The organism is Bacillus sp. GbtcB14, assembly GCF_019091205.1.
Classification (GTDB): Bacteria; Bacillota; Bacilli; order Bacillales; family Bacillaceae_G; genus Bacillus_A; species Bacillus_A cereus_AG.
In genome coordinates, this window is the sequence record NZ_JAGXJT010000001.1 from 112827 (window position 1) to 134138 (window position 21312).

The window sequence follows — 21312 nt, forward strand, 5'->3', positions numbered from 1 at the left end:
GAAAATGGAGCATATTCAAAATTCATTTGCAAAGTTAATGGAAAATAAAAATTTTAAAAATAGATATGAAGTATTAAAGGCGGAAGTAATGGCACATCCGCGTGTGAAAGAATTTATAGACGAACATCAAGGTGAAGTAACAACTTCTATGATTGAGCGCAGCCTTGTGAAGTTATACGAATATATTGGGCAAAGTGTAGGTTGCGCGGATTGTCCGGATCTAGGTTCGTGTAAAAACATGCTGCAAGGATATGAGCCAAAGCTTGTTATCCAAGGGAAGATGATTGATATTCAATACGATCGTTGCGTTAGAAAAGTAGCGTATGACGAGAGAAAGAAATATGAAAAACTCGTTCAAAGTGTATATATGCCAACTGACATTTTACAGGCAACGATGGAAAACTTAGATCCTTCAGATTTAGATGCGCGTATTGATGCAATTGGTGCTGCCAATGAATTTTTAAGTACATATGAACCTGGTAAAAAAGTACAAGGTTTGTATTTGTACGGTAAATTTGGTGTAGGGAAAACGTATTTGTTAGGAGCAATGGCGAATGAGCTTGCTCAAAAGAAAATAAGTTCGATGCTCGTATACTTCCCTGAATTTCTACGTGAAATTAAAAGTTCGATTCAAGATAATTCGATTGGGGAAAAGATTGATGCGGTGAAACGCGTACAAGTTTTAATGCTAGATGATATCGGAGCAGAAGCGATGTCAAGCTTTGTGCGTGACGATGTACTTGGCGCAATTTTGCAATTCCGTATGTTAGAAAACTTACCGACGTTCTTTACGTCTAACTTTGATTTCAAGGAATTGGAACATCATTTAACGTATACACAACGTGGTGAAGCAGAACAAATGAAAGCAGCGCGTATTATGGAACGAATTAAATATTTAGCGAAGCCAATTCCAATTGGCGGGAAAAACCGACGTCATAAGTAAAGAGTAAGCTGAAAAGCTTGCTCTTTTTTTGTTTTGAACACTTTTCAGACTAGGTGAATTGTAAAACGAAAAGGTCTTATGGAAAATTCATTGTAGCTTGTATCATTTTTTTCTCCCTCCCTTAATATATATAAAATTAGCAAGCCATATCGAGTGGATTTTCTAACGATAGGAAATGTAATTCTACTAAGAGTGAACTTCACGCGGGACGGACTCTTATAGGATTTGTAACGTATAGATACAATCCTTTAGAGCAGGGATAAAAGGGGGGACAAAAGTGATTGAAATTTGCTTCGAAGAAAAAAATGATGCTATGCATGTATATAGACAACTATTGAAAAGAGCGGAACTGTTATATAAGGAAACGAGTGTATATTTACAGGAACAAAAGGTGGTGATTCACATACCAGTATGTGAATCGAATTATATTGAAAAGATTTTATTGCCAGTAATGGTATATTTCATTGTGAATGTAAAGCAAAATGAGTGGATTTATACAATCTTAAAAGAAAAGTTTTTTTATGAAGAAGAGGAAGAGTGTCATCAAATATTGCATATGGCACAAGAAATTTTAAAAGGAAGAAGAAAAGGGATTGCTCGTGAATTAACACGCCATACATTTGAATCATATATTAAATCCTCTTTAAATAACTGGCTTTGTGATCCGCTTTCGTTCTCGTTTTCATCATATGTTCGTTTTCGCCTTCGTACATATAGGGAAATGGTAACTAAGCTTGCTGAAGTGTCGATTGATGAGTATAAGTTGGAACAAGAATATCAAATGTTTATTGAGACGCTAAGGCAACAAGTGCGCAGCAGAAAATCACGTTTGTCCTGTGTGCATCTTATTTTTGATGAAAGTTTTATTTTCTATGATGATAAAGGTAGACGTTTAAAACAGGAGAAATTAGTCCAATATATAGACGAGGAATTATTACAGCAAAAGGATGTATATATTGATACGAAAGTAATTGCACCACTTCTTTCTATTTCGCCGAAAAAAATTTATTTATATACGAAAGAACAAGACCATAATATGATTATTACTTTGCGAAATGTATTTCAAGAACGGGTCCAATTACATGGATTACATGAGTTTGAGCGCAATGTGAAAAATTTAAAAAATAAAGGTAACGCCCTTGATTTTCTAAGTTTTTGAGCATATAATTACCTACATAAATGAAATATATTGAAATGTCATGATGAGGACATGAGTAGTTTTCTACGATTTTCAGAGAGGGAAGCCTTAGGGTGTGAGCTTCCTAGTACGAGATTATTACTTACCACCTCTAAACTTTAGCAGTGAACGGTTTTTTCTAGTAATTGCTAACGGACAACACCGTTATGTTGAACTTGAGCAATTAACAATAAGGTTAATTGGAACAAGGGTGGAACCACGAATTCAACACTCGTCCCTTTTTACGGGATGAGTGTTTTTTATTTTGAAAAAAAGAGGAGTGACCAGTGATGGCAGATGTAGTTAAAATTACTTTCCCTGATGGAGCTGTGAAGGAGTTTCCAAAAGGCGTAACAACTGAAGAAATCGCAGCTTCTATTAGCCCAGGCTTAAAGAAAAAAGCTGTGGCTGGAAAATTAAACGATGAGATGATCGATCTTGTTACACCAATCGAAGAAGATGGTGCAGTTTCTATTATTACATTAGATTCTGAAGATGGCTTATACATTTTACGCCATTCAACAGCCCACCTTTTAGCACAAGCGTTAAAACGTTTATATAAAGATGCTAAGCTTGAGCTTGGCATTGGTCCAGTAATCGAAAATGGCTTCTACTACGATATTGATATGGAAGAAGCAATTACAGTTGAAGACTTCAAGAAAATCGAAAAAGAAATGCAAAAAATTGTGAACGAGAACTTAGAAATCGTTCGTCATGAAGTACCACGTGCAGAAGCACTTCGTCGCTTTGAAGAAATCGGCGATGAGTTAAAATTAGATTTAATTAACGATCTTCCAGAAGATGCAGTTATTTCAATCTATGAGCAAGGCGAATTCTTCGACCTTTGCCGTGGTGTTCACCTTCCATCTACAGGGAAAATTAAAGTATTTAAATTATTAAGCGTTGCGGGTGCTTACTGGCGCGGTGATAGCAATAATAAAATGCTACAACGTATTTACGGTACTGCATTCGTTAAGAAAGCAGAATTAGATGAGCACTTACGTATGCTTGAAGAAGCGAAAGAGCGCGATCACCGTAAATTAGGTAAAGAATTAAAACTATTTACTAATAGCCAAAAAGTAGGACAAGGTTTACCACTTTGGTTACCAAAAGGTGCAACAATCCGCCGCATTATTGAGCGTTACATCGTTGATAAAGAAGCAAGCTTAGGCTATGATCACGTATACACTCCAGTACTAGGAAGCAGAGAGCTTTATGAAACTTCTGGTCACTGGAATCACTACCGTGATGGTATGTTCCCATCAATGGAAATGGATAATGAAGAGTTAGTTCTTCGTCCAATGAACTGCCCTCACCACATGATGGTTTATAAAAATGATATTCACAGCTACCGTGAATTACCAATCCGTATTGCGGAACTTGGAACAATGCACCGCTATGAAATGTCAGGTGCGTTATCTGGATTACAACGTGTACGCGGAATGACTTTAAACGATGCGCACATTTTCGTTCGCCCAGATCAAATTAAAGAAGAGTTAAAACGTGTTGTAAACTTAACGCTAGAAGTGTACAAAGATTTCGGTTTGGAGAACTATTCATTCCGTCTATCTTATCGTGACCCAGCTGATACTAAAAAGTACTATGCTGATGACGAGATGTGGGAAAAAGCACAAGGTATGTTAAAAGAAGCTATGGATGAAATGGGTCTTGATTACTATGAAGCTGAAGGTGAAGCGGCATTCTACGGTCCAAAACTTGACGTTCAAGTTCGTACTGCTCTTGGAAAAGACGAAACACTTTCAACTGTACAATTAGACTTCTTACTTCCAGAACGATTTGAATTAGCTTACGTTGGTGAAGACGGTAAACAACATCGTCCAGTTGTAATTCACCGTGGTGTTGTATCAACTATGGAACGTTTCGTAGCCTTCTTAATTGAAGAATACAAAGGTGCATTCCCAACTTGGTTAGCTCCAGTTCAAGCACAAGTAATTCCAGTTTCTCCGCAAGTACATTTAGACTATGCGAAGAAAGTACAAGACGAATTACGTCGTGCTGGTATCCGTGTTGAATTAGATACTCGTGAAGAGAAGATCGGTTACAAAATCCGTGAAGCGCAAATGCAAAAAATTCCGTACATGCTTGTAGTAGGTGACAATGAAGTGACTGAAAACGGCGTAAACGTACGTAAATATGGTGAACAAAAATCAGAAACAATTGCACTAGATGCTTTTGTTGATATGATTAAAGTAGAAGGAAAACGATAAGACAGAGCCGCGGTATACCGCGGCTTTTATATGTATTATAAAAGAGAAAAACTAGAAAAAATAACCAAACCATACTTATCATAAAAAAGTATTGCAAGTATGTTAGTTGTTTGTTACAATATTTCTTGTTGTTAGTAAAACACATCGCGTCTTCTTGACAGACGTCATGTCCTATGATAAACTCATCAAGGATAATAGAATATTGTTTTGTGGAACAAGTAGAAGCACCCGCTTCTCACCTGATGGACGCATTCGCAGTTTACAGGTAAATGTATTTCTTACTTAAGAATTTACAAGTGTGGGTGTCGTATGCCCGCACTTTTTTTGTCGGGTTCTATGACTACAAAATATGTTCTGAGAAAACCTTGGAGGTGGCTTACTATTAGCAAGGATATGATGATTAACGAGCAAATTCGTGCACGTGAAGTACGTTTAGTTGGTGCAAATGGCGATCAACTTGGAATCAAGTCTCGTAATGACGCTTTAGACTTAGCTGCAAATCTTAATCTTGATTTAGTATTAGTTGCTCCAAATGCGAAACCGCCAGTATGCCGCATTATGGACTACGGTAAATTCCGCTTTGAGCAACAGAAGAAAGAAAAAGAACAGCGCAAAAATCAAAAAGTAATTAGCATGAAAGAAGTTCGTTTAAGTCCAACAATTGATGAACACGACTTTAACACAAAACTTCGTAATGCTATCAAGTTTTTAGAGAAAGGCGACAAGGTTAAAGCGTCAATTCGCTTTAAAGGACGTGCCATTACTCATAAAGAAATCGGTCAACGTGTTTTAGATCGCTTCTCAGAAGCTTGTGCTGAAGTTAGTACAATTGAATCTAAGCCTAAAATGGAAGGACGTAGTATGTTCTTAGTTTTAGCACCGAAAAACGATAAGTAATAGATAGAGGAGGAAATACCTATGCCTAAACAAAAAACTCATCGCGGCTCTGCAAAGCGTTTCAAAAAGACTGGATCAGGTAAACTGAAACGTTCTCACGCTTACACAAGCCATTTATTCGCTAACAAATCTACAAAAGCTAAACGTAAACTACGTAAAGCTGGTGTAGTAAGCGCTGGTGACTTCAAACGCATTCGTCAAATGCTTGACAACTTAAAATAAGTTCGGCTGATATATAGAACAATTAGGAGGTAATATTATGCCAAGAGTAAAAGGTGGTACAGTTACTCGTCAACGTCGTAAAAAAGTTATAAAATTAGCAAAAGGTTACTACGGTTCTAAGAGTACATTATTCAAGGTTGCTAACCAACAGGTTATGAAATCTCTAATGTATGCATTCCGTGACCGTCGTCAAAAGAAACGTGACTTCCGTAAATTATGGATTACACGTATCAACGCAGCAGCTCGTATGAATGGTCTTTCTTACAGCCGCTTAATGCACGGTCTTAAAAATGCTGGCATCGAAGTTAACCGCAAGATGCTTGCTGACTTAGCTGTTCATGACGAAAAAGCTTTCGCTGAATTAGCAACAGTTGCAAAAAACAACATTAACTAATTAATTAGTTGAAACCTTAGAAGATTTTTCTTCTAAGGTTTTTTGTTTGTATGTAAAGAGAAATTCTAAATGATATGACAAAAACAATATAAAAGCTATAGCAATATAGAAGAATATACATATGAAGCCAGGAGAATCCTCCTGGCTTTTTTCAATTATACTCCTTTGGAAAGAAGAGTATCTTTCCTACCTGAAACGACACTGCTATAATGGAAAGATGATATGGAACTTTCATCAGATAAAATAAAATTTTTATCAGTGGGCAATCCCTGAATAATTATTAGTTATCACCAATCAGAGTGTACAATCTAAAAGTGATGATTGAAACGTATTTGTAAATTAAGGACAAGCTATTTTGTAAAGAGGTAAATGGCTGACTTATTAATAAGAAACGAAAAATAATAATGAACTTTGAGATGAAACAACATTGTTGCGTAAAATGCGATGTTGGAGGAGGACAATAGAATGGACTTACTACAACTATTTAAATTACAAAAAGAATTAGATGACCGTATTGCGAAAGAGCATGACTTACAACCGAAAAAGTTGTTAAAAGAAAAAATGTTAGCTCTTCTTGTAGAAATTGGAGAACTTGCAAATGAAACACGTTGCTTTAAATATTGGAGCAACAAACCAGCATCAGAACGTGAAGTAATATTAGAAGAATACGTAGATGGTTTGCATTTTATTTTATCAATCGGAATTGATTTAGGTATTGATAAAAACTTCCTATTCTATAAATGTGCACAAACGAATAAAACACAAGTAGAAATTTTCTTAGACACATATGCGAAGGTAATTCGTTTTACAGATCAACCATCTATTACGAACTATATTGAATTATTTACAAGCTATCTTCGACTTGGACAAGCGCTTGAGTTTGAGCAAGAAGAGATTGAAAAGGCGTATTTAGACAAAAATGAAGTAAATCATCAGCGTCAAACACAAGGATACTAATTTAATTTTTGAATATTTCAATTTCCTTTTGTATAATGAAGTGACTGAAGAAAAAGGAGGGTGTTGGCAATGACAAAATTAGACGCGACATTGACAATGCTAAAAGAATTAACAGATGCACGTGGTATCGCGGGTAACGAACGTGAACCACGTGAAGTAATGAAGAAATACATTGAGCCGTTTGCGGACGAACTTTCTACTGATAATTTAGGAAGTTTAGTTGCGAAAAAAGTAGGGGAAGAAAATGGCCCGAAAATTATGGTTGCTGGTCATTTAGATGAAGTTGGCTTTATGATTACGCAAATTGATGACAAAGGCTTCCTTCGTTTCCAAACAGTTGGTGGCTGGTGGTCACAAGTTATGCTTGCGCAGCGTGTGACAATTGTAACGCGTAAAGGAGATATAACAGGTGTAATTGGTTCAAAACCACCGCACATCTTACCTCCAGAAGCGCGTAAAAAGCCAGTCGAAATTAAAGACATGTTCATCGATATTGGTGCTTCTAGCCAAGAAGAAGCGATGGAGTGGGGCGTACGACCAGGAGATCAAGTTGTACCTTACTTTGAATTCCAAGTGATGAAGAATGAAAAAATGTTACTTGCAAAAGCATGGGATAACCGAATTGGCTGTGCAATTGCAATTGACGTATTAAAACAGTTAAAAGATGAAAAGCATCCAAACGTTGTATATGGCGTAGGGACTGTACAAGAAGAAGTCGGTCTTCGTGGTGCGAAAACATCTGCAAACTATATTAAACCAGATATCGCATTCGCAGTAGATGTTGGTATCGCTGGTGACACACCTGGTGTAACAGCAAAAGAAGCACAAAGTAAAATGGGTGATGGACCACAAATCATTTTATATGATGCTTCTGTAATTGGACATACAGGGTTACGTGACTTTGTAGTTGATGTTGCTGATGAATTACAAATTCCGTACCAATATGATTCAGTAGCGGGCGGAGGAACGGATGCAGGCGCAATTCACATTGCTGTAAATGGTATTCCGTCTATGGCAATTACGATTGCAACGCGCTACATTCATTCTCATGCGGCAATGTTACACCGTGATGACTATGAAAATGCAGTGAAGTTAATTGTAGAAGTTATTAAACGTCTTGATAAAGAGGCTGTACATAACATTACATTTAATTAATAGAAAAAGCGAAGGAGGTTCTCCTTCGCTTTTTTATGTTTTAAAAAGGTCTTTCTAATCCAGCTGCAGTATGAGCACCTAAAATAATTAAACGAGTTAATTGCATGGCCATAAAATGTGGGGTATAAATCATCCCTCTTTTTAACCATGACATAATCATCCCGATATGAGCTCCTGTCACATAACTAATTAAAATATCACGAGGAACCATAAGGTCTTTATCATCTGGCTGTGAAATAGATAGGCTTAATGTTAAATGAGTTTGTATTGTTTTCATCATTTTATAAGAGTAGTTTCCGGCAGCTTTATCACCGAGCATAACGTTATAGAAGTTCACATTTTCTGCGATATGTTCGAACAAAGCCAAAAATGTCGGATGTGGTGAATCAAATGTAAGTTGAAACTCTTCTTTATTTCTATTTTTGGGTTTAATAACTTCTGCTAATTTCTCTAACATTTCTTCGATGCTTTTGTCTAATAGGTCATATTTATCATGGTAATGGCTATAAAACGTAGCGCGATTTACAGGAGCACGTTCTGCGATATGTTGAACAGTTACATCGTCAAATCCCTTTTCGCCTACTAAAGCGACAAAAGCATCCTGTATGAGTTGTCTCGTCCGCTTTACACGTGGATCATTTGTATTTTTAATAGACATTTTTACTTCTCCTCGTTTAATTTTCTATACTTAAACAACATATTGATATTATATTGTTGTTTAAGCAACATTTCATACGTAAATTGTCGGTTGTAGATTCGAAATAATTATTTATAATTATAAACGATAGTCCTTCAGAAATCAGCACCGCTCGCAGGTAGATAAATTTCGATTTACACCGCAGATGGTGTGATTTTTTTGTTTAAAAGTTAATATAATTAACAATTAAACAATCTAAACAATAAGGACGTAAATAGTTTAGAAAAAAATTATATGCGATATAAGGAGAGGAATGCAATGAATCAGTTTCGAAGAATGGTAATTATCAACATTATCACATTAATTGTACTAGTTGGTGGCGGTATTGGCGGTTACTACTATTACAACCAAACGGAAAATTACTTAAAAACAGACAATGCAAAAATTGATGGAAAGGTAATTCCGATTGCTTCACCAGTAGCTGGTAAATTAACGGACTGGAAAGCTGAAGTAGGTAAGAACTACAATGAGAACGACAAATTAGGTGCTGTTACTGTAGCAGCAGCAAATGGGGAACAAACAGTAGATGTAACAATTCCGCAAAATGCAACAGTTGTACAATCAAACGCAACGACAAATGCTTTCGTTGGAGCGGGTAGCCCAATTGCTTATGCATTTGATATGAACAATTTATGGGTAACAGCAAATATTGAAGAAACAGTGATTGACGATGTTCAAAAAGGTCAAACAGTAGATGTGTATGTAGATGCATATCCAGATACAACGTTAACAGGTAAAGTAGAACAAGTTGGATTAACAACAGCAAATACATTTTCAATGTTACCATCAAGTAACGCGACAGCGAACTATACAAAAGTAAAGCAAGTTGTGCCAGTTAAAGTTTCTTTAGACCATAGTAAATCAGTAAATATTGTTCCTGGAATGAATGTGTCAGTTCGTATTCATAAGTAAGGGGGAGATGAGATGTCCTCAATTGCAATTGTAGGATATGCACTATTTTGTATAATCGTCTTCTTCCTTGTAAATCGTCTTTTACGAAAGAAAAAAACGAACGTGGGAGAAGAACAAGTCCCAGCCGTAAGTAAAATAGAAGTAAGTAAGTTAGAAGTAGAAGAGCAAGAAAAAGAACCAAAGCAAGAAGTAGAAATTTCTAATGTAGTTGAATTAGAAACAGGCAAGCAAGAAGAAGTAAAACAAGAAAAAGAAATGCCGAAAAAACAAAAGTCTATGCCTATAGAGAATGTAAATGTAAAAGCAGTTGTAACAGTATTAATTCTCGGTATGTTCGTTTCTATTTTAAACCAAACAATCATTAACGTTGCATTGCCTCCGTTAATGAATGAATTTAACGTATCAACTTCAACAGCACAATGGTTAATTACAGGATTTATGCTTGTAAATGGTATTTTAGTACCGATTAGTGCCTTTTTAGTTTCACGATTTACGTATCGTAAATTATTTGTAGCAGCAATGTTATTCTTTACAGTAGGATCGATCATTTGTGCTACATCAGGAAACTTCACAATGATGATGACAGGTCGTATTATTCAAGCGGTCGGTGCAGGTATTTTAATGCCGGTTGGTATGAATATCTTTATGACATTATTCCCGCCTCATAAGCGCGGAGCAGCGATGGGATTACTAGGCGTTGCAATGATTTTAGCACCAGCTATCGGACCAACTGTAACGGGCTGGGTTATTGAAAACTATAGCTGGAACTTAATGTTCTACGGAATGTTTGTAATAGGTTTAATTATTACGTTCCTATCTTTAAAATTCTTTACACTAGCTCAGCCAGTGTCTAATACGAAATTAGATGTATTTGGTGTGATTAGTTCAAGTATTGGATTAGGTAGCTTACTATATGGATTTAGTGAAGCTGGAAATAATAGTTGGACTAGTGCCGAAGTTGTTATTTCACTTATTATCGGTGTAATTGGTTTAGCGTTATTTATTTGGAGAGAGTTAACGACAGACAATAAAATGCTGGATTTACAAGTGTTTAAATATCCAGTATTTACTTTTACTTTAGTAATTAACGCAATCGTTACGATGGCATTATTCGGAGGTATGTTATTACTTCCAGTATATCTGCAAAACATTCGCGGCTTTACGCCGATTGAATCAGGTTTATTATTACTACCAGGATCATTAATTATGGGTATCATGGGACCTATTGCAGGTAAACTATTTGATAAATATGGTATTCGTCCGTTAGCGATTGTTGGATTAGCCATTACAACGTTTGCGACATATGAATTCACAACGTTATCGATGGATACACCGTATAGCGTTATTATGACGGATTATATTATACGTTCAATTGGTATGTCATTCATTATGATGCCAATTATGACAGCTGGTATGAATGCACTGCCGATGAAATTAATTTCTCACGGTACAGCAACGCAAAATACGTCAAGACAAGTAGCTGGTTCAATTGGAACAGCGATATTAATTACACTTATGACGCAACAAACGACTGCTCACGTAGCGGATTACGGCAACATGTTAACGACGTCAAATCCAATTTTAGTTGATAAAGTACACGGTATGGGCCAAAGTTTAGCAGCGATTGCTGGATCGGCTCAAGCAGGAGATGCGATGAGCACGCAGCTATTATTTGGACAAATTTCGAAGTTATCTGCAATTAACGGTATTAACGATGCCTTCTTAATTGCAACGATACTCGCAGGTATTGCTTGGGTATTATCGTTCTTCTTACCATCAGGCAATAAACCAAATAGAAAAGCAGGGAATTAATTTCCCTGCTTTTTGTCTTTTTAAAGAGTTAAATATAAAAAATGATAACCAGTTACGGAGCATAGACCTGTTATAAACAAAATTGTTCCCATAGCACGAATACTGGATATTTGTCTTCCGCTTATAATAGCTAATAGTCCGGCTAAAGAGAAAAAACTCCAATATAAAGTTCCTGAAATAGGAACCATCCCCTCTAAATCTATTCCAGAACCTATACAAATGATAGGAACAACGATAAGAGATATGCTGATTAAACCAGCTATAATAGTGAGTGATTTAAGACATTTAATACCAGCAATAATTAAAAAAATGCCAACGATGAATTGGCATAACATCAAAGTAAGGGCTACAATCATCCAAGTTAATATTCCAAACACTTCTGTATTACCTCCGATTTATTGGTTTCTAAAAAATATTATATAGAGTATGAATCACCTACAGGCATGAGTAACCAGAAGATAATCTCTAATATTCCAGCGATAAAAATAATGAATCTCATATTACGTATACTTTTAATTTTGTCTTGGACTCCACTCACATGTCCCAAAAAACAAATGGAAGTTCTATAACAATGCAATGGTATTATTCAGTATGTGTAATAACATTGCTGGAATAATGGAATTTGTTTTTTTACATAAAATAGCCATAAATAGACCTAGTATGAACATACTAAACATCACACCAGTTGAGTACATATGACCTATTCCGAAGAGAAAGCTAGACCCAAGTGCTGCAATCCAAAAAGGGAAGCGCTGTTGTAGGAAGTGAAGAATAATGCCACGGAATATAAGTTCTTCAAAAATAGGTACAAATATAGCGGTACCTAGTAGCAATACTAGTTTGTATTGTTTTAACATTTCTAGGTTTAAAGTGGATGACTGCTCTTTTACCGCATCAGGGAAAAGATTACTAATTATAAATATATCATTAACAATATATAGTCCGTAAAAAAGAATGATATAGATGTATGTGCTTACTTTTTTTAATGCTGTAAAGTTTAGCGTTGGGACAATTAAATTTCTTAATGGTTTATATGCATAAATTAAAATTAATAAAATGCACAATACAAATAAATGCCTCCCAAAAGTAGTAAGTGATTTTGCTAAAGCAATTTGTTTTGGATCGGTTAAACCTTCTGTATAAATAACGGTAGGAAGGCCTATAAAGAGATCGGCTAGAAATCCTGTTCCCCAAATCGCGAAAACAAGCGAAAATAGAAACTGTGAGAGTGACATAGGATGCTTTTGTGGGTAAGTTAGTTGCGTGGCTTGTATAATAGTGAATCACCTATCCTTTTGTATTTAATAATTATATATAAAGATTATAGAATGTTTATAAAAAAAAGTCATCATTGCAGTAAAAATGATATTTTGAAGCTAATATTTACAGACCGTAATAATTTTACATTGATGTTCTGTGCAAACGGAAGACTTTTAAGTTGTTATAAAAGAGTAAGAAGAGGTATCGTGATGATACCTCTTTTTAACTCAAGAATGCTAACATATTATTCATAATATGAAATAACATAGCTGGAATAATGGATTTTGTTTTTTTACATAAAATGGCCATTAATAATCCTGTGAAGAAAGTAATTATCATTACTCCGAGTGAGTATGTATGAGCGATACCAAAGAAGAGACTGGTTAAAACTGCTGCAATCCAAAATGGAAAGCGCTCTGAGAAGAAGCGAAGTATAAAACCACGGAAAATAAGCTCTTCAAAAATTGGTGTAAGTATTGCGAAGCTGAGAAGTAATAATATTTGATACTGCTTAAAGACGTCTAAGCTTAGTGCGGAAGATTGCTGCTTTGTTGCGTCTTGGAACACATAATGTAACAAGATGTAATTGAGTATGATGTTTATAACGAAGAAAAGAAGAAAGTATACGTATGTACGCCATTCTTTAAGTACTTTAAAGTTAAATGATTTTAGTAGTAATTTTTTTGCGGGTTCGAATTTAAAAATGAAGAATAACAACACGGCTAGTTGTAATACGATACTTGCAGTGTTTACGATAGATTCATATAAGGCAATTTGTTTTTTATCTGTAAGACCTGCTGTATAAATTGTTAATGGCATTGCGAGGAACACAGTAATAAGTCCGGTTCCGAAAAAAGCGAATAAAACGGAGCTAATAAATTGTCCCCATGACATGGAGTATTTCTGTTCATTAGAAAGTTGTGTAGCGGGTTGCATGTATAAAATCACCTCTTTATATTTGTATATTTAATTATATAGTATTTTGTTTTTATATGTAATATTTAAATATTACATATAAAGGTGTATTTTCCATAAAATAATAAAAGAGGTATCACTCTGTAGTGATGCCTCTTTCTCATTGATAACTATGTTCTGCCTTATTGTTCGATTTTGATTGCTCTATTTGTAATTCACGTTCTACCAATCGGTCTAACTGCTGAATAGCTTTAAGTGCTTTTTCATAAGAAATCGTTCTATAATGGTGCGCTCCGCCCGGTTCTTCATCTGCTTCGTCTGCCCATTTAATAATGTTTTGAAGAGATGTCCTTTCAATTTCTTGCTGTACTAAGAAAGAATCTGTATGAAGAAGAATCGCGATAGAAATTTCTTTTGCTAGTTTCGGATGTTCTCCTAATCTAATAAGCAATTTATGAGCTCTTTCTGCTCCTTTAATTGCATGTATATCATTCTTTTTATACAAGTCATAGTCCCATTCTCCCTCACTGTACCATGTATGATGTCCGATATCATGAAGGAAACCAGCTTTTGTTGCAGCATCGACTGAGGTATGATGCTTTTTCGCTAAGTGAAACGCATGGTAAGCGACAGCAATCGCGTGGACCATTCCAGAACGGTTTACATATTTTTGTGTAATGTGATGTTTAAAAACTTGTTCAAGCGTAATACGTTGCATAAAACATTCACTCCTTTTATCTAATGGTGTATATGAAGAAAAATCGATCGGTTTAAATGTATTTTGAACATTGTACTCCATCGGGGTAGCGTTAGTAAAGTAGAAATGTTTAGGAGAAGAAAAAATTTTTTTCGTAAAAAAAATCACCTTGGCTTATGCGAAGGTGATTTTCAAATTGCTTATTTTTTTAATCCTTGCTCTAACGTTTCTAACATTTCATGCTTTTCATTTTCATCAGCGTTTTTCCAAATGACTTCGAATAAAACACCAAGACCTGGAAGCATTTTTTCTTCACCGCTTTGAATTGCATCGACAATTGTTTCTTGTAATTGGTCTTGTGAATTTCCAGATACATTTGCTAATACAGCACCGCGTAAATTAAAACTCATTGCTTTCACCTCTTCTTCAGAATTGAAACTGACGTTAGTTTTTGTTCTTTTTTATGTAAATATGTATGAAAAATAGGCTATAATGATAAGACAAGAAGAGAGGGAAATACATATTATGAAAAACATTGATTCAATACAAAACCCGCGTGTGAAGCAGTGGAAAAAGCTGCAGACGAAAAAAGAGCGCGATAAAAAAGGTTTATTTTTTGTAGAAGGATTCCACTTAGTTGAGGAAGCTTTAAAAGCAGGAGTTGTAACAGAACTTATCGTTTCTGATCAGACAGATCTTCCGAAAGATTGGACAGTTAATGATGTGGAAATGTATATCGTACCTGAAGCAATCGTAAAAGTACTTCGTGAAACAGAAACGACGCAAGGTGTATTTGCTGTTTGTGAGAAACACGAGAGTGAAGTAGCTCTTGCAGATGGAAAATTTCTGTTATTAGATGGTCTTCAAGACCCAGGCAACTTAGGGACAATTATTCGTACAGCTGATGCAGCTGGTATTCATGCCGTTGTGCTTGGAGAAGGATGCGTTGATGCATATAATAGTAAAGTGCTTCGCTCTACACAAGGTTCTATTTTTCATTTACCAGTTGTAAAAGGTAACTTAGAAGAATGGGTAGACAAGCTAAAAGAACAACACGTTCCTGTATATGGAACAGCTCTTGAAAATGGAGTTCCGTATGGTGAAGTAACACCGGTCGGTAGTTTTGCATTAATTGTAGGAAATGAAGGAAGCGGCGTAAGCCAAGAAATTCTTGCGAAAACGGATCAAAACTTGTATATTCCGATTTACGGCGGGGCAGAATCATTAAATGTTGCGGTTGCAGCAGGGATTTTAACGTATTATTTGCAAAGCCCAGTTGCGAACAAATAAAAAACTTCTTATAATAAGTTGAAGTATATTATATTAAAAGTTAAATAACGAAAAACGTTGATAGAGAAGAGTAACTTACAAAATCGCCATATAGGGAGAGAATGCCTTAGACTGAAAGCATTCTTATGGTAGACGGAAGTGAATTCACCTCTGGAGTTGACGCCAGGACCATATATATGTAAAGGCGTTCCGGTCAGAATTGATCGTTATAACTAATGAGTGGGCAGACTTGTTCTGTCAATTTAGGGTGGTACCGCGAATTTACCTCGTCCCTTTTTGGGAGCGAGGTTTTTTTATTTTTAAAATTAGGAGGGTTCCAAAATGGAAGCACGTTTAAAAGAGCTAAAGCAAAAAGCGTTAGAGCTTATTGAAGAAGCGAAAGAGCTAAAAGGCTTAAACGACGTACGCGTAGCGTATTTAGGTAAAAAAGGTCCAATTACAGAAGTATTACGCGGCATGGGAAAATTATCAGCAGAAGAGCGTCCACGTATGGGAGCATTAGTAAATGAAGTACGTGAGGCGATTCAAACGCGTCTAGAAGACAAAATTGGTAACTTAGAAAAAGCAGTAATTGAAGCGAAATTAGCTACTGAAACAATTGATGTTACACTGCCAGGTCGTCCTGTTGAAACAGGTTGTCACCATCCGTTAACAGCTGTTGTTGAGCAAATTGAAGATGTATTTATCGGTATGGGTTATGAAGTAGCTGAAGGAACAGAAGTAGAAAAAGACTACTACAACTTCGAAGCATTAAACTTACCGAAAGATCACCCAGCGCGTGATATGCAAGATACATTCTACATTACAGAAGAAACGTTATTACGTACACATACATCTTCTGTGCAAGCACGTACGATGGAAAATAATAAAGAAAAAGGCCCAATCAAAATTATTTGTCCTGGTAAAGTATATCGCCGCGATGACGATGATGCGACGCATTCACACCAGTTCATGCAAATTGAAGGTCTTGTAATCGATAAAAACATTCGCATGAGTGATTTAAAAGGTACACTACAAGTATTCGTGAAAAAGATGTTCGGTGAAGATCGTGAAATCCGCCTTCGTCCAAGTTTCTTCCCATTCACAGAGCCATCTGTAGAGATGGATATTTCTTGTATGATGTGTCACGGCAAAGGTTGCGGCACTTGTAAAGGAACTGGCTGGATCGAGATTTTAGGCGCAGGTATGGTTCACCCGAACGTACTTGAAATGGCTGGTTATGATTCAAAAGAATATCAAGGTTTCGCATTCGGTATGGGCGCAGAGCGTATCGCAATGTTGAAATACGGCGTAGATGACATTCGTCATTTCTATACAAATGATGTACGTTTCTTACAACAATTCAAACGAGCGTAAGGGAAGGAGAGGATAAGTATGTTCGTATCATATCGTTGGTTACAAGAGTATGTAGATATTAAAGATGTAACAGCACAAGAACTAGCAGACAAAATCACGAAAAGTGGTATTGAAGTAGAAGGTGTTGAAGTATTAAATAAAGGTGTAAAAGGTGTTGTAGTTGGTCACGTATTAGAATGTGAAAAACATCCAGAAGCTGATAAATTAAGCAAATGCTTAATCGATATCGGTGAAGAAGAACCAGTTCAAATTATTTGTGGAGCTGCTAACATTGCAAAAGGTTTAAAAGTACCAGTTGCAAAAGTTGGCGCTGTACTTCCTGGTAATTTCAAAATCAAAAAAGCAAAACTACGTGGTGAAGCTTCTCACGGTATGGTTTGTGCTCTTCAAGAGCTTGGCATTGATGGAAAGTTAGTTTCAAAAGAATATGCAGATGGTATCTTCATCTTCCCAAGTGACGCTGAAGTTGGTGCAGATGCACTTGAAATTTTAAACTTACATGATGAAGTACTTGAGCTTGGTTTAACACCAAACCGTGCAGATTGCTTAAATATGTTAGGTGTTGCATATGAAGTAGCTGCTATTTACGGCCGTGAAGTAAAACTTCCAGCTATTGACTTACAAGAAACAGCAGAAAAAACTTCTGATTACATTTCTGTAAGTGTAGAAGCGAAAGAAGAAAATCCATTATACATTGCAAAAATGGTTAAAAACGTAAAGATTGGTCCATCACCAATTTGGATGCAAACTCGCCTTATGGCAGCTGGCATTCGTCCAATTAGCAACGTAGTTGATATTACAAACTACATTTTAATGGAATACGGTCAACCGTTACATGCATTCGATTACGATAAATTAGGTTCAAAAGAAATCGTTGTTCGTCTTGCAAAAGAGGGCGAAAAAATTGAAACGTTAGATGATCAAGAACGTACATTACAAAGCCACCACCTTGTAATTACAAACGGCACAAAAGCTTTAGCTGTTGCTGGTGTAATGGGTGGAGCGGATTCTGAAGTTACAAATGAGACAGTAAACGTTTTAATTGAATCTGCATACTTTGCAGGTCAAACAGTGCGCCGTACATCAAAAGACTTAGGTCTTCGCAGTGAATCAAGTGCACGTTTCGAAAAAGGAATTGATCCAACACGTACATTTGAAGCAATTCAACACGCAGCTGCTTTAATGGCGAAATACGCTGGCGGAGAAGCACTTGAAGGTGTAGTAGAAGCTGATAACTTACAAGTACAAGAGCGTACAGTATCTGTTACTGCTGAAAAAGTAAATCGTGTATTAGGTACAGATATTTCTGCAAGTGAAATGGGTACAATGTTCACAAACTTGAAATTCCCATTCACAGAAGTAGAAGGAACATTCCATGTGAATGTACCAGCACGTCGTCCTGATATTACAATTTCAGAAGACTTAGTAGAAGAAGTGGGGCGCCTATACGGTTATGACCACATTCCAGTTACATTACCTTCTGGAACAATGACTCGTGGTAAATTAACATCAGCACAAACGAAACGTCGTAAAGTACGTCGCTTCTTAGAAGGTGCTGGTTTATATGAAGCAATCACGTATTCATTAACAAGCGCTGACAAAGCGAAACAATATATGGTTGAGCCAAACGAAAAGTCGCCTGTAAATCTTGCACTTCCAATGAGTGAAGAGCGCAGCCAACTTCGTTTAAGCTTAGTGCCACAATTGTTAGAAGCAGTTTCATACAACGTTGCACGTAAAAACGATAGCGTTGCTTTATACGAAGTAGGTTCTATCTTCTTACCAACAGAAGCAGGAGAACTTCCGAAAGAAGAACAACATCTTGCAGGTGTTATGACAGGTCTTGCTCTTCACCATGCATGGCAAGGTGAGAAAAAAGTAGTAGACTTCTTCGTTGTGAAAGGTGTACTAGAAGGATTATTCGATGTACTTGGCGTTTCAAACCAAATCACTTATGCACCAGCAAAACGTGAAGGTATGCACCCAGGTCGTACAGCTGATATCGTATTAGATGGCGAAGTAATTGGTTTCATCGGTCAATTGCACCCTGAAGCAGAAAAACAATTAGATGTGAAAAACACATTCGTATTCGAACTATCTCTTGTAAAAGTATTCGGTGCAGACGCAGAAGAAACTTACTACGCAGCAATTCCACGTTTCCCATCTATGACACGTGATATGGCTGTTGTCGTAACAAAAGAAACAAAAGCTGGCGAAATGAAGCAAGTCATTGCTGAAGCTGGTGGAGAACTTCTGAAAGACGTAGCGCTATTCGACTTATACGAAGGTGAAAAAATGGAAGAAGGCAAGAAATCACTTGCATTCTCTATGACCTACTTCGATGCAGAACGTACGTTAACAGACGAAGAAGTAACAGAAGCACATAACCGTGTATTAACAACGGTAGAAGAGAAATTTGGTGCGGAGTTACGTAAGTAATAAAGGATTGCCGGATTAAGTCCGGCAATTTTTTTTATGGCACGATTGTCGGAAAATGTCGGTAAGTCGATATATTATAAAAATCGCCGATATATTTGGAGTTACGGTCGATAGATTGCGAAAATCGCTGATATATTTTTTGGTATCTTGCATCTTTCTCTCGAATGTAGTACATTAATTTTAGTTTAACAAAACGAAAGACGATGATAAGGAAAAGTAGTATATACTATAATCCAAAGCGAGTCAGGGGCGGTGAGAGCCTGATGAGGCGGTATATGTGAAGAACACCTTGGAGTTGCTAACCGAAATTGAATCTTGTATTCAAGAGTAGACTTAGACGGGAATCCGGCCTGTTACAAACCGGGAAGTATGTATTACATACGAGTTAAAGTTGGTCTTTATGACAAATTGGGTGGTACCGCGAAGTTTAACCTTTCGTCCCTTTATGGATGAAAGGTTTTTTTGTATTTAAATATATGTGCAAAGGAGAATTTCACTATGGAAAACACATTAGTAAAAAGTCTGTATAGAGATACAGATAAATACGCAGGTCAAACAGTACAAGTATCAGGGTGGATTCGTAACTTACGTGATTCAAAAGCATTTGGTTTCATCGAATTAAACGACGGTAGCTTCTTCAAAAGCGTTCAAATCGTTTTCGATACAGAGTTAGAAAACTTCAAAGAAATTGCAAAACTTCCACTTAGCTCTTCAGTTAAAGTAGAAGGTAAAGTAATTGCAACGCCTGGAGCGAAGCAACCATTTGAAATTAAAGCAGAAAAAATTGATATCGAGGGCTTATCAGATTCTGATTACCCACTTCAAAAGAAACGTCACACGTTTGAATACTTACGTACAATTGCTCACTTACGTCCAAGAACAAATGCATTCTCTGCAACGTTCCGTGTACGTTCTGTCGCAGCATTTGCGATTCACCAGTTCTTCCAAGAGCGTGGATTCGTACATGTTCACACACCAATCATCACTGGTAGTGATACAGAAGGTGCAGGCGAAATGTTCCGCGTAACAACGCAAGATTTAAACAACGTACCAAAAGGTGAAGACGGACAAGTTGATGAATCAAAAGACTTCTTCGGAAAAGAAACAAACTTAACAGTAAGTGGACAGCTAAACGCTGAAGCTTATGCATTAGCATTCCGTGACGTATACACATTCGGACCTACATTCCGTGCAGAAAACTCAAACACAACTCGCCACGCTGCTGAGTTCTGGATGGTTGAGCCGGAGATTGCATTCGCTGAATTAGGCGATGTAATGGATCTTACAGAAGATATGCTGAAATATGCAATGAAATACGTACTAGAACATGCACCAGAAGAAATGGAATTCTTCAACAGCTTCGTTGATAAAACAGTTCTAGAGCGCATGAACAACGTAATCAACTCTGACTTCGGTCGTATCACATATACAGAAGCAATTAAAGTGCTTCAAGAGTCAGGTGCTGACTTCAAATATCCAGTAGAATGGGGTATTGACTTACAAACAGAGCACGAAAGATACTTATCAGAAGAAATTTTCAAACGCCCTGTATTCGTAACTGACTATCCAAAAGACATTAAAGCGTTCTACATGCGTATGAATGAAGATGGAAAAACAGTAGCTGCTACTGACCTTCTAGTTCCTGGCATCGGCGAATTAATCGGCGGAAGTCAACGTGAAGAAAGAATGGACGTTTTAGTAGACAGAATTAAAGAATTAGGTATGAACGAAGAGGACTACTGGTGGTACTTAGAACTTAGAAAATACGGCGGTACAAAACACGCTGGATTCGGTCTAGGTTTCGAGCGCTTCCTAATGTACATCACTGGCATGGCTAACATCCGTGACGTAATTCCATTCCCAAGAACTCCAGGTTCTTCTGAGTTCTAAAATATGAAAAAAGCGAGAGGATTTCCTCTCGCTTTTTTGTTTGCATAGTTTATGACCCTGTAGCAAAAAGT

General features: G+C 36.7%; 20 protein-coding genes, 1 pseudogene and 4 other annotated features. Of the genes and pseudogenes, 14 read left to right on the forward strand and 7 right to left on the reverse strand.

Going from position 1 to position 21312, the window contains the following annotated elements:
* Positions 1–4 precede the first annotated feature (4 nt).
* From dnaI to KVT31_RS00670, 8 genes are all read left to right on the forward strand, one after another.
* Positions 5–943, forward strand: a complete 939-nt coding sequence (dnaI, locus tag KVT31_RS00635) for a primosomal protein DnaI (protein ID WP_000400114.1) — start codon at positions 5–7, stop codon at positions 941–943.
* A 277-nt stretch (positions 944–1220) separates the two neighbouring features.
* A complete protein-coding gene (gene ytxC / locus KVT31_RS00640; RefSeq protein ID WP_088097947.1) occupies positions 1221–2102 on the forward strand; it encodes a putative sporulation protein YtxC in 882 nt (293 codons plus the stop codon).
* 31 nt (positions 2103–2133) lie between these two features.
* Positions 2134–2363, forward strand: a binding site (T-box leader).
* Positions 2364–2410: 47 nt separating this feature from the next.
* Complete coding sequence (gene thrS, locus KVT31_RS00645) at positions 2411–4348, forward strand: threonine--tRNA ligase (protein ID WP_000786073.1); 1938 nt, start codon at positions 2411–2413, stop codon at positions 4346–4348.
* Positions 4349–4558: 210 nt separating this feature from the next.
* Positions 4559–4679, forward strand: a sequence feature (ribosomal protein L20 leader region).
* A 62-nt stretch (positions 4680–4741) separates the two neighbouring features.
* Entirely contained in the window at positions 4742–5245 is a 504-nt protein-coding gene (gene infC, locus KVT31_RS00650) for a translation initiation factor IF-3 (RefSeq protein WP_000973214.1), read from the forward strand.
* 21 nt (positions 5246–5266) lie between these two features.
* Positions 5267–5467, forward strand: a complete 201-nt coding sequence (rpmI, locus tag KVT31_RS00655; protein WP_001125946.1) for a 50S ribosomal protein L35 — start codon at positions 5267–5269, stop codon at positions 5465–5467.
* A gap of 37 nt (positions 5468–5504) precedes the next feature.
* On the forward strand, positions 5505–5861 hold the full coding sequence (rplT, locus tag KVT31_RS00660; protein WP_001138364.1) for a 50S ribosomal protein L20: 357 nt from the start codon (positions 5505–5507) through the stop codon (positions 5859–5861).
* A gap of 465 nt (positions 5862–6326) precedes the next feature.
* Positions 6327–6818 carry a dUTP diphosphatase gene (locus KVT31_RS00665; protein WP_000365050.1) on the forward strand — a complete coding sequence of 164 codons (492 nt, stop codon included), beginning with the start codon at positions 6327–6329 and terminating at the stop codon, positions 6816–6818.
* A gap of 69 nt (positions 6819–6887) precedes the next feature.
* On the forward strand, positions 6888–7973 hold the full coding sequence (locus KVT31_RS00670) for a M42 family metallopeptidase (RefSeq protein ID WP_088097946.1): 1086 nt from the start codon (positions 6888–6890) through the stop codon (positions 7971–7973).
* Positions 7974–8013: 40 nt separating this feature from the next.
* Here the strand turns inward: KVT31_RS00670 and KVT31_RS00675 are convergent, their stop codons facing one another.
* Positions 8014–8631 (reverse strand): TetR/AcrR family transcriptional regulator, encoded by a 618-nt coding sequence (locus KVT31_RS00675; protein ID WP_088097945.1) that lies wholly within the window; start codon positions 8629–8631, stop codon positions 8014–8016.
* A gap of 297 nt (positions 8632–8928) precedes the next feature.
* On the opposite strand from KVT31_RS00675, the gene KVT31_RS00680 reads away from it, so the two are divergent.
* The gene (locus KVT31_RS00680; protein ID WP_088097944.1) at positions 8929–9582 is read left to right on the forward strand and encodes an HlyD family secretion protein; all 654 of its coding nucleotides are present in this window, start codon (positions 8929–8931) and stop codon (positions 9580–9582) included.
* 12 nt (positions 9583–9594) lie between these two features.
* Positions 9595–11394: a DHA2 family efflux MFS transporter permease subunit gene (locus tag KVT31_RS00685; protein ID WP_088097943.1), complete on the forward strand. Its 1800-nt coding sequence runs from the start codon at positions 9595–9597 to the stop codon at positions 11392–11394.
* Positions 11395–11414: 20 nt separating this feature from the next.
* On the opposite strand, the gene KVT31_RS00690 is transcribed toward KVT31_RS00685, so the two are convergent.
* The 6 genes and pseudogenes from KVT31_RS00690 to sspI all read right to left on the reverse strand — a co-directional run bounded on the left by KVT31_RS00690 (position 11415) and on the right by sspI (position 14676).
* On the reverse strand, positions 11415–11771 hold the full coding sequence (locus tag KVT31_RS00690) for an ammonia permease (RefSeq protein WP_088097942.1): 357 nt from the start codon (positions 11769–11771) through the stop codon (positions 11415–11417).
* A gap of 38 nt (positions 11772–11809) precedes the next feature.
* A pseudogene (locus KVT31_RS00695) lies at positions 11810–11941 on the reverse strand (DNA-binding protein); the annotation flags it as partial.
* A 16-nt stretch (positions 11942–11957) separates the two neighbouring features.
* Entirely contained in the window at positions 11958–12629 is a 672-nt protein-coding gene (locus KVT31_RS00700) for a CPBP family intramembrane glutamic endopeptidase (protein ID WP_088097941.1), read from the reverse strand.
* 247 nt (positions 12630–12876) lie between these two features.
* On the reverse strand, positions 12877–13590 hold the full coding sequence (locus KVT31_RS00705; RefSeq protein ID WP_088097940.1) for a CPBP family intramembrane glutamic endopeptidase: 714 nt from the start codon (positions 13588–13590) through the stop codon (positions 12877–12879).
* Positions 13591–13729: 139 nt separating this feature from the next.
* Positions 13730–14287, reverse strand: coding sequence for an HD domain-containing protein (locus KVT31_RS00710; RefSeq protein ID WP_088097939.1), 558 nt, complete (start codon positions 14285–14287; stop codon positions 13730–13732).
* Between the two features lie 179 nt (positions 14288–14466).
* A complete protein-coding gene (gene sspI / locus KVT31_RS00715; RefSeq protein WP_000009509.1) occupies positions 14467–14676 on the reverse strand; it encodes a small acid-soluble spore protein SspI in 210 nt (69 codons plus the stop codon).
* 82 nt (positions 14677–14758) lie between these two features.
* Here sspI and KVT31_RS00720 point away from each other — a divergent pair, with 82 nt between their 5' ends.
* The 4 genes from KVT31_RS00720 (at position 14759) to asnS (ending at position 21241) form a co-directional block, all read left to right on the forward strand.
* Positions 14759–15556: a TrmH family RNA methyltransferase gene (locus KVT31_RS00720; RefSeq protein WP_140392561.1), complete on the forward strand. Its 798-nt coding sequence runs from the start codon at positions 14759–14761 to the stop codon at positions 15554–15556.
* A 48-nt stretch (positions 15557–15604) separates the two neighbouring features.
* Positions 15605–15833: a binding site (T-box leader), on the forward strand.
* 44 nt (positions 15834–15877) lie between these two features.
* On the forward strand, positions 15878–16912 hold the full coding sequence (pheS, locus tag KVT31_RS00725) for a phenylalanine--tRNA ligase subunit alpha (RefSeq protein ID WP_000388220.1): 1035 nt from the start codon (positions 15878–15880) through the stop codon (positions 16910–16912).
* A gap of 18 nt (positions 16913–16930) precedes the next feature.
* Entirely contained in the window at positions 16931–19351 is a 2421-nt protein-coding gene (gene pheT / locus KVT31_RS00730; protein WP_088097937.1) for a phenylalanine--tRNA ligase subunit beta, read from the forward strand.
* A 194-nt stretch (positions 19352–19545) separates the two neighbouring features.
* Positions 19546–19797, forward strand: a binding site (T-box leader).
* A 52-nt stretch (positions 19798–19849) separates the two neighbouring features.
* Entirely contained in the window at positions 19850–21241 is a 1392-nt protein-coding gene (gene asnS / locus KVT31_RS00735) for an asparagine--tRNA ligase (RefSeq protein ID WP_000432171.1), read from the forward strand.
* Positions 21242–21312: the final 71 nt, after the last annotated feature.